This window comes from Nonomuraea sp. MG754425 (genome assembly GCF_021699195.1).
Classification (GTDB): Bacteria; Actinomycetota; Actinomycetes; order Streptosporangiales; family Streptosporangiaceae; genus Nonomuraea.
The window spans coordinates 59,709-72,069 of the sequence record NZ_SSXE01000005.1; the positions used below are offsets into that span (position 1 = coordinate 59,709).

A 12,361-nucleotide genomic window follows, 5' to 3' on the forward strand; every position below is an offset into this window, starting at 1 on the left:
CGCAACGAATGCATGAGGGAGCTCCGGGAGTGCACGCTAACCGGACACTCCCGGAGGTAGCCCCATGCTGGCCGACTTGGCAGTCAGTTAGACATTCTGTACGCAGTCGCGGACGATCCGCGCGTTGAACGGATAGACCAAGTTCTCGATGTTGTACTTGGTATCTTCGGCACCTGGAATCGTGCCCATGAGGTGCGCGAGTTCGTGGAGCATGATGAGGACTCGCTCCTCAGGGTCGCTGAGCCGCTCCTTTTCAGACATCAGGTAGGTGTGGTGGCCTGCCGGCTGTTCGCCGAAGTACTTCTTGAAGAGAGTGATCCATCCGCCCGTACCGCTGAATTTCGAGACGGCCGGAGCCGTCTTGCTGGTCCCCTCAACCAAGGGGCTCTCGTGCAACGGGACCAGTTTGATGTTCCCCTTGTCGAACACCGCGCTCAGGACCTTGCGGGGGTCGGGCTGGCCTGGCTTCGCTGCTTCGAGCTCGGGGCCCACCTTAATGTTCCCCTTGTCGAACGTCACCTTCAGCCCTTGGCTGATCAGGTTGCGGCATTTGTTGTCGGACTTGACCAGGCGGGCGTGCGCGCCGTCGTAACCCTGTTTGAACATCTGCAGGTCGGCCTCGGTGTAATGCGCCTCCAGGGCTGGAGCCGAGTCGGTTTCTTCGGGCGCAGACTCTTCTTCCGGCAGCAGCACTTCGTCGTCGTTGACGAGTTCGTCGGCCGGTTGGTCCTCCTCGATTGGCTCAGGTGTGTCGTCCTCCTCTTCGGGCGTCAGATCGAGCAGGGCTCCTTCGCTGTCGGGGTTCTCCGAGCAGAAGAACACGGCTTCCTCATCACACAGGTCTGCGGTAGCCGGGCTGACGGCCACGTAGCCGCCACCGACCACGATGGCGAGCACAGCGGCAGCCGCTAAGACTCGGCGACGACCCTTCGGTCGGGTTTCCTGGCTCATGGTCCCTCCTTCGAGACGGGGATGTCCCTGTCTGTTGTAGGGCCCAGCCTGATGACCAGCCAGGTGAGAACGGATGGCCACTGTTGACCATCGAACTCGGCTGACTGGTCAACAAAGCGAGGTAAGCAGCACCTCAGGTCAGCCAAAACCCCGGCCGCCCGACGAGAGAACGGAGAAATAGATCATGATCGTGGATATTCGGCAGTACGAGCCCAGGAACGCCGTCGTGGAGGCGGTCGAGGTGAACGGACTCGACCTGGACGACATCGTCGTCTGGATCAACGAGACGTCCAAGCTCAAGGGCATCGTCGGGCAGCCCGCGCTGCGCGGTCGGTCCGCCGAGTACATCGACCTTCAGACGCCGGAGGGAATGCTGCGCGCCGTCCTGGGCGACTTCATCGTGACGGACGGAGCGGGCTCATTCTGGAAGATAAGCCGGTCGGTGTTCGAGCGCAGTTACGCCCCGCACGTCGGCGGCGAGGGGGAGTAGTGCGCGTTCAGGTGCTGCGGCTGCCGCTGTATGAGATCGGCGGCGTCAGCGAGGAGCCATTCGCGCTCATCATGGACCAGGCCCCGGCCGAAGGCGACGGCTGGTCCACGCCCACGCTCGCGGTGTTCGCCGAGCAGATCGGCGCCCGCGGCGTGTGGGTGACCGGGCAGACGGTGGAGATCGTGGAGCCGCACCTGCCCGACGTGGTGGACCACCTGCTGGCCGTCGATGTGGCGGCTGACGACGCGGACGGCGGCGGCGAGTAGCACGTTGGCGGAACCGGCAACGGACGGAGGCGAGTTCTGGCGATGGCTGACGAGCAGCGGAAACTGGAACTCGCCCGGCGGCGTAACCAAGCGCTCCAGATGCGGATCGCCGGCGTCTCGCCCACGCTGATCGCGGAGCGGCTGGGCTACAACAGCCCGCAGGCGGCCTCTGGCGACATCACCGCCGCTCTGAAGCGGGCCGCGAAGACGGAAGGGCTCGCGGCCGAGCATCTGCTGCACCTGGAGTTGTCCCGTCTGGACCGGATGCTGGCCGCGCTGTGGCCGAAGGTGCTCAAGGGAGAGGTGCAGGCGGCCGAAACCTGTCACAAGATCATTAGGACTCGAGCCTCGCTGACCGGCGTGTCCGAGCTGAACCGCAACGGCGCCCCGGACAACGACATGGCGTCGCTGCTCGGCGCGATGCTGGCCCAGCTCCAGCAGCGCTACCAGGTGCCCGACCCTGACCTCGACGCCATCACGGCGGCCGACATGCACGCCGAGGTCGTCACCGGCGAGGTGCTGTACGACGACGCCGGAGGCGAAGCATGACCGGCGGCACGCTGGGCCTGGCAGTGCGGCTGTCGCCCAAGCAGGAACGCTCGATCGCCGAATCGAACGCACGCCTGAACATCTGGCAGGGGGCCATCAGAAGCGGGAAGACCATCGCTTCGTTGCTGCGCTGGCTCGCGTTCGTCGCCAACGCGCCGCGCGGCGGGTCACTCATCGTCGTCGGCAAGACCGCCGACACGATCAGCCGGAACATCTTCGACCCGCTCATGGACCCGGCGATCACGGGGCCGCTCGCCGCACGGATCTCCTACACGCGTGGCGCCCCGACCGCGACGATCCTGGGCCGCAAGGTGGAGATCATCTCGTGTGCGGACGCCCGCGCCGAGACCCGGCTGCGCGGCATGACCGGTGTCGGCGCGTACGTGGACGAGATCACGCTGATCGAGCGCCCGTTCTGGGACATGCTGCTCAGCCGGTTGAGCGTGCCGGGCGCGAAACTCTTCGGGAGCACGAACCCCGACAGCCCCTCGCACTGGCTGAAGCGCGACTTCCTCGACCGGGCCCACGACCTCGACCTGCGGTCGTGGCACTTCCGCCTCGACGACAACCACGCCCTGGACCCCGCTTACGTGGCCGCGCTGAAGAAGGAGTACACCGGCCTCTGGTACAAGAGGTTCGTGCTCGGCGCCTGGGTCATGGCCGAGGGCGCGATCTTCGACATGTGGGACGACCACCGCATGATGGTCCACGAGCTGCCGCTGATGGAAAAGTGGCTCGCGGTCGGCATCGACTACGGCACCGCGAACCCATTCGACGCCGTCCTCATCGGCGTCAGCACCCCGGACCAGGCCGGGCAGCGCCGCATCTACGTCGCCAGCGAATGGCGATGGGACTCCCGCGTGCAACGCCGCCAGCTCACCGACGCCGAGTACTCGATGCGGCTGGCCGACTGGCTCGACGGCATCCCGGACACCTACGGTCCAGGCACGCACGGCGTCCGTCCTTCCTGGCTGATCGTAGACCCGTCCGCCGCGAGCTTCGTGACCCAGCTCCACCACGACGGGTTCCGGCCACAGCAGGGCGACAACTCGGTGCTGGACGGCATCCGGACCGTGTCCAACCTGATGGCCGCCGACCACCTGCGGGTGCACGCCTCCTGCCGCTACCTCCTTGACGAGATCGTCGGCTATGCCTGGGACGACAAGAAGGCCGAACGCGGCGAAGACGCCCCGATCAAGGAACACGACCACAGCGTGGACGCGCTCCGCTACGCGCTCCACACCACGCAGGCGGCATGGATGCGGCTGTTGGAGCCCATCCCCGCCTACTGAAGACGCGCGCCCGTCCTGGGGAGTCCGGTTGTGGCGGTCGGCACCACCCAGGGCGGGCGCGCCGCTCCGCGCGACCCCCGTGACGCGCGTCGAGCCCCCGGTGCGGCCCGCGCCGTCCAGCGCCGTTGAGGGGCGGCACGGACATGCGCGGGCCGCACCGCCGGACCAGACGATCCCAACCCATTGGCATTGGCGAGGAGCTGCCGTGTTCACCAACGACCCGATCACATGGAAGGCCGTCTGGCGGCTGGAGAAATACTGGGGCGACAACACCGGCCCCGAGGCGGTGCCGTACGACGCGATCGAGCGCGAGGGCAACCTGCTCATGCACGGAGGCGCGTCGGCCCTGTGGCAGATGCTGCTCGGCAACGGCACCACCACGGCCGGGCAGCCGCTCACCTACTTCAACGCGGCCAACGCCCACCTGAGCGTCGGCGACTCCACCACGGCAGCGGCGGCCACACAGACCGACCTCCAGGCGGCGACGAACAAGCTCCGCAAGCCCATGGACGCCACCTACCCGCAGCACGCGGACGGCAGCACGCCGACGAACGCGACCATCACGTTCCGGGCCACGTTCGGCACAGCAGACGCCAACTGGACCTGGAACGAGTGGGGGATCTTCAACGCTTCGGCGGGCGGCCGGATGCTCAACCGGAAGGTCGAAAGCCTCGGCACCAAGACGTCGGCCGCCTCCTGGGTGCTGACGTGCTCGCTGAGCATCGCCTGACCCATCCCCATCTCACGCTCGCCGCGTCGGGAGGTCGATGATGGCGCAGGTCCGTGACAGGAAAGCCGGAGCGGGCAGCGGAGCCTCCTTCTCCACCCTGACCCCGGCGTTCCAACCTGGCGACATCCTGGTCGCGGCACACAGTTGCGACATCGGTACCCCGGCCAACATGTCGATCAGCGGCACATGGAACGAGATCCCACCCATCGGGATGGTAGGGCCGACGTTCAACACCCGCGCCTACTGGAAACCGGCCGGGTCGGACCCCGCCAGCTACACCTTCACGCAGGACAGCGGCGCCGATGGTGTCGCTGTGATCGCGTCCCTGATGGACCTGGCCGGGACCGCGCCGCTGAACCTGGGCGAGAGCTTCGTCCTCAACGCCGCCACCATGACGGCGTCGTCACTGACGCCCGCAGGAGCCGGCGACCTCGCACTCATCTGGGCCGGGGCCGTCGCCAGCCCTGGCGCGGCACGCACCTGGAGCGGCCCCGCCGGTTGGACCACGGAGATTCAACGCCAGTCCGGCATCTACACCGCAGGCATCATGGTGTCCAAGGTACTGACGTCGGGCGAGCCGACCGGCGCCGCGACGTTCACCGCGTCGGGCGCCATGTATCGCGGCCAGACGCTGGTGCTGACCTTCCGCGCCGGAGCATCAGCCGTCCAGAAGAACGGCAGCGATGCGGCAGCGGCCAGCGAGCAGGGAACCGTGCAGGCCCAGCTTGCACGCACCGATGCCGCCGCCGCAGCCGACAGCGGGCAGGCCGCGCGCCTGGTCGCCGACCAAGCCGTACTCGCCGAAGCCCGCACGATCGACGCGGCGGCGCAGCGGCTCGACTCCGCCCAGGTCAGCGACACGGCGGCCACGGCGGGAGCGGCGGGCCGAGCCGAGACCGGTGTGGCTGCCGACGCTGCGCACCTCACCTCCGCGATCAGCCAGGCCGACACTGCTGCCCTGTCGGAGTCGGCCGCGTTGACGCTCACCACCCACGACCAGGCCGCCGTCACAGACGGCGCGGGCAACCAGGAGATCCTGGGCCCGCTCGTCGGCGACGCCGTCACCACGATCGAGGTTGCGGCTCTGGCCGCTCCCACGGCGGTTGGTGACGCCGCCGGCCTGGGTGAGACGGCACGGGTCGATGTAGGACGCTCCACATCCGACTCCTCAGCCGTGATCGAGCAGGCCGTGGCCGGGCCCCTCACTGCCGAGACCGGGACCACGTCCGAGACAGCCACCGTGCGCGTGCTGCTCGACCGAGCCGACGCCGGGGCTGTGGCGGACGACGCGGCGGCCGGCCAGCCCACGGGGGTGTCGGACTCGGCCGCGCTCCTCGAAACCGCGCTTGTCGTCGATCTCGGGCGGGAGATCACCGGCGTGGACGGGCCACACCGGACGTGGAGCGCCACCCTGGCGCGACGCCAATGGAGCGCTGATCCGCCCCGCCGGACCTGGTCCGCATCACGCACATGAGGAGCTGCGGTGGAGACGATCTCTAGCTTGTCGTGCGAGTGGCTGCCGTTCTTCGTGCGAGGCGCGACCGGGACGGAGGACGTGGAGATCGCGTTCACCACGCCGGGGGTAGAGCCGACCGAGACCGACTGGATGGCCGCCGAGTGGGCGCCAGGGTCGGTCGGCACGCGTGGCGCGACCGCGCGCATCTTGTTCGGCCCCGGCGGCACCGTCTCCAAGCCGGACGGCAGCTACCAGGCGTGGGTGCGCGTGACCGCGCCGCCGCAGCTTCCGGTGCTGCCCGCCGGTCTGATCGACGTCATCTGAGGCGAACGGCATCGCCGCGCCAAGCACCACGACCACAGAAGGGTGAGGGCCCGATGCCGCTTCCCGACCGTGACCAGGACTGGCCGCCGCCGCACATCAAGCGGGAGATGCGGCTGTATGAGGAGTGGGGAGCCTGGTACGCGGGCGACCCGGACCGGCTGGCCGACGTGTACGGCTCGACCGGCATGGTGCACGGGATCGGTTTGGACCCGAAGGGCTGGGATCGGCCGTCCAAGGGGTTCTCCGGCTGGATTCAGCGTGCCGCCCGCTACTTCTGGGGCACGCCGGTGCCGCTCGGGCAGGTGCGGTCCACGAAGCTGCACATCCCGATCGCCGGGGACATCGCCGCCACGTCGGCTGATCTGTTGTTCTCGGAGCAGCCCACGTTGAAGGTGCCGGGGAAGACGTCGCAGAAGCGCCTCGACAAGATCATGCATGAGGCGGGGATCTACGGAGCGCTGCTGGAGGCCGCCGAGATCGGTTCCGCGTACGGCGGCAGCTACCTGCGGGTCGGCTGGGACACGGAGATGTACGACCACCCGGTCATGTCGGTGTTGCCGCCGGACGCGGCGATCCCGGAGTTCCGGTACGGCAAGCTCGCCGCCGTCACGTTCTGGCGGGTGCTCGCCGAGGACGACAGCTCCCGGCAGGTGTGGCGGCACCTGGAGCGGCACGAGCGAGGCCGCGTGCTGCACGGGCTGTACCTGGGCACGCCGGACCGGCTCGGCAAGCAGATGCCGCTGGCCGACCACCCCGAGACCGAGATCTACGCCGACCAGGTGGACGAGAACGGCGGCTTCGACAGCTACTACCCGCGTGGCCTGCTCGTGTCGTACGTGCCGAACATGAGGCCGCACCGGCTGATCCGTGGCACGAGCCTGGGCCGTAGTGACTACCAGGGCGTCGAGCACCTGATGGATGCCCTGGACGAGACGTGGACATCGCTGATGCGCGACATTCGCCTCGGAAAGGGCCGCGTCATCGTGCCCGACTTGTTCCTCGACTCCCTCGGTCGCGGCTCCGGCGCGGCCTGGGACGCCGACCGGGAGATCTACTCCGGGCTCGGCATGCTGCCGCCGCCCGGCGCCCAGGCCAACAGCATGTTGACGATCACGCAGTTCGCCATCCGCGTGGCCGAACACGTAGACGCGGGGAAGGCGCTCACCGCCCAGATCCTGCGCGGGGCCGGCTACAGCGCGCAGAGCTTCGGGGAGTCGGACGGGTCCGGGCAGGCCGTCACCGCGACCGAGGTCCACTCGCGCGAGAAGAAATCGTTCAGCTCACGCGGCCGGAAGACCGGCTACTGGAATCCCACGCTCCAGTGGGCTCCCGACGTTCTCCTCAGCATCGACCATGCCGTCTTCGGCAGGAAGGTGTCCGCCGAGCGCGGTGAGGTGCACTGGCCGGACGGCGTCCAGCCGGACCCCGAAGCGCTTGGCCGGACGGTGGAACTGTTCAACCGGGCTCAGGCCATGTCGCTGGAGACGAAGATCCGCACCGTGCACCCGGAGTGGGACGACCACCAGGTGCACGAGGAGAAGGAACGCCTAAGGGACGAACTCGGGCTCAACGTGCCTGACCCAGACCGGCTGGACGACGTGCTCGTGCCCAGCCTCGGCGAGGAGTAGCCCGCGGTGACCATCCCGACGCTGGCGCTTCCGGCCCAGCAGCAGGAGGCCGCGCAGATCGAGGCGGCTCTCGAGCATGCCCGCGCCGTGGCCGCGATCTACTGGGACGCCGAACGCGAACTCCTCAAGGTCGTCTCCGAGGCGCTCGCGGCGCGGGAGGGCGAACCGGAGTACGCGGGCCCGCGCTTCGCCGAACTCCGACAACTCCGGCGCGAGTCCGACCAGGTGGTGCGGCGGCTGGAACGCCTGTCCGAGCGGCTGGTGACGACCGGTGTCAACGCGGCGTGGCGGCGCGGCGCGGAACGCGCCACCAGAGACCTGGAACGGCTCGGCTCCCGCAAGGGCATCCCGCAGGGGCAGGGAGTTATCGAGATCGCCCGCCGGGCCACGCGGCTGGTCGCCTCCACCCAGCCAGGCATGCGGTCGGCACCGGAGTTCATGTTCAAGCAGATCGTCAACGAGGTCGCCGCCCAGGCGCTCACCGGCGCGATCTCCCGCAACCAGGCCCAGGCCCGCGCGCTGGACAAGGTGGCCCGGCGGGGCATCACCGGGTTCACCGACTCCTCCGGCCGCGTCTGGTCGGTGACCGCCTACGCGGAGGCGGCGGTGCGGGCCGCGATGGCACAGGCCGCGACAGACGGCCACCTGTCCACGCTCGCCGCGAACGGCATCGATCTCGTGATGGTGTCGCGGCTGCCGTACACGTGCCCCCGCTGCGAACGCTGGGAAGGCAAGATCCTTTCCCAGGACGGGCCGATCGGCTTCCGGCAGGTGGAGTCCGCCGTTTCCGACGACATGGTGAACGTGCTCGTGGAGGGCACCGTCACCCAGGCCCGCGCCGCCGGCCTGCTGCATCCCGGCTGCGGCCACACACTCGGCGGCTTCCTGCCGGGCGCGACCCGGCCGCCGCCGCTGGTCCGGCACCGCGGCGACTACAAGGCGGCCCAGAAGATGCGCCGCCTGGAGTCCGAGCTGCGCGCCGCGAAGCGGCAATCCGGGGTGGCGCTCGACGCCGACCAGCGGCGCAAGGCGGCGTCCCGCGTCGGCCACCTCAGCACACGGATCGACCAGCACGCCGCCGCCTCGGGCATCCCATCCCGCACCGACCGGCAGCAGCAGGCCACCCTCCCGCGCGACCTCGACCGGCTCCCGGACGAGGACCTTGCCGCCCTGCTCGGCCGGTGGGCCGACGACGAAGCCGCCGTCACCCGCATCACCAGCGTCCTGGAGCAGCGCGACACCGACCGCGACCGGCAGCGTGACCAGCGAGTCCAAGAAGCGGTCGCCGACCTGCCCGCCGAGTTCGCCAACGCCTCCGACGACCAGGTGCTCGACCTGGTGCGCCGCTTCTCCGACGCCGGGGACCCGGTCGCGCTGGAAAAGCTGCTCGCCGAACTGGACTCGCGCGAGCAGAACCCGACCTGGTCGTGGCGGGCCGACGACACCAGCGAGGACCGCGCCGTCACCGACCTCATAGACGACGGCGTGGACCCCATGGACGCCTACGGGCAGGTGTACGGCGTGGACCCCGAGCAGATGCGACGGCAGGACTCCCGCGCGCACGCCGAATCCCAGAGGCGGCCGGGGGAGACCCTGAACCAGGTCGTCCGCCGCCTGTACGACGAATGGCTTGAGCTCCAGGGCATCGCCGCCGAGCGGTACACGCGTGGCAACCTCATCAACCGGGCCGGGCGGGCGGCCGGCGTCGATGGCCGCACGCTGCTGTCTGGTCCGCAGGCCCGCGCCGACCGGTACGCCTCCGACGAGCTGCGTGTCTGGTGGGAGCAGCACCCGCGTATGACGTTGGTGGAGTTCCGGGCGCAGATGCTCGGCCGCGCCTCCGACCGCAAGGCAGCCCAGCGAGCGAAGGAGCAGCGCCGGTGACCATCACCGACCTCGACCGGAGGACGGCGATCACCACGGGGCGGTGGGCCGCGCTGCACGACCGTTCGATCACTGAATGCCCGTACGACCCCGCAGGCGACGCCCGTGACCAGGCGCTCGCACTGTTGTGGGTTCGCACCTACCGCAGGTACCGGCCGCCGGTCTGACACCGGGACCGGAACACCTGCCTGATCTGTTGTTGGGCCCGCCTGGCGCGGGCCTTTGCCATGTCCGGCTCCGGGAGGGCCTGCGATGTTCGATCACATGCTGCCGACGACGCCTGGCGCGATCATCGGCTACCTCAAGAGCGGCAAGCCGATCCGGCTCATCGCCGGAGGAGCGCCCGAGGGAGAGGGACGGGGCGAAAGCCAGCCGCAGGGCGAGCCGCAGCACAGCGGCGCTCCCGACCCGGCCGGGGGCACGCAACCTGACCCGCAGCCTTCCGGCCAGCCGGACCCGCTCGCCAAGGCGCGGGCGGACGAGCAGAAGGTCAACCCCGACGCCATCAAGGTCGATCAGCTCCCCGAGTGGGCGCAGAAGATTGTCCGGGATGCGCGGAAGGAGGCGGGCGACTACCGCGCCCAGCTCAAGCAGGCGCAGCAGGAACAGGAGGAGGCCGCCAAGCAGGCGGGCCCGTCCGCTGACGAGATCACCGCTCAGGTGCGGGAGGAGTTCGCCCAGCAGATCGGCAAGGCACTGGGGCTGGTCGCCGACGAGCAGGACACGAGGCTCACCCCCGAGCAGGTGATCGAGAAGCTGACCGCCGAGAAAGAGCAGACCGCCAAGGAACGCGACGAGGAGCGCGAGCTGCGCCGCCGGGAGCGTCTGGAGGCGGGTGTGCTCCGCGCGAGCGGCAAGCTGGGCGCCGACTCCGAAGCGCTGCTCGACAGCCGCACGTTCCTCCGCAAGATCCGCGACCTGGACCCGGACACGGACGACTTCGCGGCCAACCTCGGCGACCTCATCCAGCTCGCGATCGAGGAACACCCCAAGTACAAGGCGTCCGCCCTGGCGGCGACGCCCACGCGGAGCGGAGGCGAGTTCGCCGGCGGGCCTGGCGCGCGTCCCTCGGGCTCCGAGCCCACCACCGACGACTTCCGTAAGCGCCGCGCGGTGGCCAAGGAGCAGAAGTCGTCATAGCTGATCCGTTGGCGGTCCCGTCAACGGCATCCACGTCTGGAGACAAGGCCCGATGGCTAACACGTTTCTCACCCCGTCGATCATTGCCCGGCAGGCGCTGGCGAACCTGTACGAGACCACGGTCATGAGCCAACTGGTTCACCGGGACTACGAGCAGGAGTTCGTGAACCGGATCGGCGACACGATCACGATCAGGAAGCCCGCGACGTTCGAGGCCAAGCAGTTCAACAGGACGCTGGGCATCGAGATTCAGAACGCGACCGAGGGATCGATCCCGATCACCCTGGACAAGTTCGTGGACGTCTCCTTCGCCGTGACCAGCGAGGAGTTGACGCTCGACATCATCGACTTCAACGCCCAACTCCTGGCCCCCGCGGTCGAGGCCATCGCGCAGAAGATCGACCGCGACATCCTTACCCTGCGGTCCGACATTGTCCAGCGGGTCGGCAAGGCCGGCACCACGGTGACCGGTGTGACCGGCACCAACGAGTGGGAGTGGGACAACCCGCGCGTCGCGATCGACGCCAGGCGCGTGCTCAACCAGCGCAACGTGCCGCCGACCGACCGGAACATCGTGGTCGGGCCGGAGATCGAGGCGCAGTGGCTTGGCGACCCGCTGTTCCACCAGGCCGACACGAGGGGTGACACCGAGGGTCTGCGTGAGGCCAACCTCGGTCGAAGAATCTTTGGGCACGACGGCTACCAGACGCAGAACATCAAGGGCCCGTCCGGGACGCCGACGGCTGGCCAGCCGAACACGGAGATCGGCGTCGCATTTCATAAGACGGCGTTCGCTTTGGTGACCAGACCCCTGGTTCTCCCACAGGGCGCCGCGAACGCGCACGTCGAGTCCTACAAGGGGTTCGCGTTGAGGGTGGTCATGGGCTACGACCAGACCAAGAAGCAGGACGTCGTCTCCATCGACACGCTCTACGGAGTGAAGACCCTCGACCCGAACCGCGCGGTGCTGATCCACGGGGTCGCGGCCTGATGTGGCGCTACACGAACGCCAACACCGGCCAGGTCGTGGAGGTCCCTGAGCGGGACGCCTACCTGGACATGCTGCCGAACTGGACCATCACCGGTTCCCCCGACGACGCGGGGGAACCGGAATCGAGCCCGTCGAACTCCGGTCAGGCTATCCCCGGCCGGCCGCCCGAGTCGGCGAACAAGGCCGTGTGGGTCGCCTACGCAGTCTCGCGCGGCATGGCCGAGGCAGACGCGAAGGCCCTGCGCAAGGACGCGCTCATCGAGGAGTTCGGCGAGAACTCCGGCAACGACGAGGACGAAGGGGGCGATGGTGGCCAGGACTGACCTTCCGATCACGCCCATGCCGCGCGGCGGGCTGTCCCTAGCTGGCGCGCTGCCCACCACGGCGATTGCGGACGGGCACGCCTTCGGCCACTCGGCCAAGCGGCTGATCCGGATCAAGAACAGCAGCGGTACTCCGAAGACGGTGAACGCGGTCATCCCCGGCGAGGTCGAGGGGCAGCCGCTGGCCGACCGGCCGTACGTCATCCCGGCCACGACCGGCGATGTGCTGATCCCACCGTTCGGCGACATCTACCAGCAGGACGACGGCAAGGTGTACCTCGACTACCCGGCCGACCCGTCCGGGCTGACGGTCGCCGTGTACGAGATGCCGTAGGGG

The 12,361-nt window shown here is 69.0% G+C and carries 15 protein-coding genes; 14 read left to right on the forward strand and 1 reads right to left on the reverse strand.

Annotated elements, in window-relative coordinates; all coding sequences use genetic code 11:
* Positions 1–87 precede the first annotated feature (87 nt).
* The gene (locus tag FAF44_RS03100) at positions 88–951 is read right to left on the reverse strand and encodes a hypothetical protein (protein WP_237101437.1); all 864 of its coding nucleotides are present in this window, start codon (positions 949–951) and stop codon (positions 88–90) included.
* Positions 952–1,135: 184 nt separating this feature from the next.
* Between FAF44_RS03100 and FAF44_RS03105 the strand changes: the two genes are divergently transcribed.
* The 14 genes from FAF44_RS03105 to FAF44_RS03170 all read left to right on the forward strand — a co-directional run bounded on the left by FAF44_RS03105 (position 1,136) and on the right by FAF44_RS03170 (position 12,358).
* A complete protein-coding gene (locus FAF44_RS03105; protein WP_237101438.1) occupies positions 1,136–1,441 on the forward strand; it encodes a hypothetical protein in 306 nt (101 codons plus the stop codon).
* Entirely contained in the window at positions 1,441–1,707 is a 267-nt protein-coding gene (locus tag FAF44_RS03110) for a hypothetical protein (RefSeq protein WP_237101439.1), read from the forward strand. The genes FAF44_RS03105 and FAF44_RS03110 overlap by 1 nt, the downstream gene beginning before the upstream one ends.
* Positions 1,708–1,749: 42 nt before the next feature.
* Positions 1,750–2,256 (forward strand): hypothetical protein, encoded by a 507-nt coding sequence (locus tag FAF44_RS03115; protein ID WP_237101440.1) that lies wholly within the window; start codon positions 1,750–1,752, stop codon positions 2,254–2,256.
* Positions 2,253–3,548 (forward strand): PBSX family phage terminase large subunit, encoded by a 1,296-nt coding sequence (locus tag FAF44_RS03120; RefSeq protein WP_237101441.1) that lies wholly within the window; start codon positions 2,253–2,255, stop codon positions 3,546–3,548. Before FAF44_RS03115 ends, FAF44_RS03120 begins: the two co-directional genes overlap by 4 nt.
* A gap of 205 nt (positions 3,549–3,753) precedes the next feature.
* Complete coding sequence (locus FAF44_RS03125) at positions 3,754–4,278, forward strand: hypothetical protein (protein ID WP_237101442.1); 525 nt, start codon at positions 3,754–3,756, stop codon at positions 4,276–4,278.
* 37 nt (positions 4,279–4,315) lie between these two features.
* On the forward strand, positions 4,316–5,752 hold the full coding sequence (locus tag FAF44_RS03130; RefSeq protein WP_237101443.1) for a hypothetical protein: 1,437 nt from the start codon (positions 4,316–4,318) through the stop codon (positions 5,750–5,752).
* Positions 5,753–5,761: 9 nt separating this feature from the next.
* Positions 5,762–6,058 carry a hypothetical protein gene (locus FAF44_RS03135; protein WP_237101444.1) on the forward strand — a complete coding sequence of 99 codons (297 nt, stop codon included), beginning with the start codon at positions 5,762–5,764 and terminating at the stop codon, positions 6,056–6,058.
* 53 nt (positions 6,059–6,111) lie between these two features.
* Positions 6,112–7,686 carry a phage portal protein gene (locus tag FAF44_RS03140; protein ID WP_237101445.1) on the forward strand — a complete coding sequence of 525 codons (1,575 nt, stop codon included), beginning with the start codon at positions 6,112–6,114 and terminating at the stop codon, positions 7,684–7,686.
* Between the two features lie 6 nt (positions 7,687–7,692).
* A complete protein-coding gene (locus tag FAF44_RS03145; protein WP_237101446.1) occupies positions 7,693–9,570 on the forward strand; it encodes a phage minor capsid protein in 1,878 nt (625 codons plus the stop codon).
* Positions 9,567–9,737 carry an Rmf/CrpP family protein gene (locus tag FAF44_RS03150; RefSeq protein WP_237101447.1) on the forward strand — a complete coding sequence of 57 codons (171 nt, stop codon included), beginning with the start codon at positions 9,567–9,569 and terminating at the stop codon, positions 9,735–9,737. The genes FAF44_RS03145 and FAF44_RS03150 overlap by 4 nt, the downstream gene beginning before the upstream one ends.
* Positions 9,738–9,822: 85 nt before the next feature.
* Positions 9,823–10,710, forward strand: a complete 888-nt coding sequence (locus FAF44_RS03155) for a hypothetical protein (protein ID WP_237101448.1) — start codon at positions 9,823–9,825, stop codon at positions 10,708–10,710.
* 52 nt (positions 10,711–10,762) lie between these two features.
* Complete coding sequence (locus tag FAF44_RS03160; protein ID WP_237101449.1) at positions 10,763–11,701, forward strand: P22 phage major capsid protein family protein; 939 nt, start codon at positions 10,763–10,765, stop codon at positions 11,699–11,701.
* Complete coding sequence (locus tag FAF44_RS03165; protein ID WP_237101450.1) at positions 11,701–12,024, forward strand: hypothetical protein; 324 nt, start codon at positions 11,701–11,703, stop codon at positions 12,022–12,024. The genes FAF44_RS03160 and FAF44_RS03165 overlap by 1 nt, the downstream gene beginning before the upstream one ends.
* Entirely contained in the window at positions 12,008–12,358 is a 351-nt protein-coding gene (locus FAF44_RS03170) for a hypothetical protein (RefSeq protein WP_237101451.1), read from the forward strand. The genes FAF44_RS03165 and FAF44_RS03170 overlap by 17 nt, the downstream gene beginning before the upstream one ends.
* The last annotated feature ends 3 nt before the right edge of the window (positions 12,359–12,361 follow it).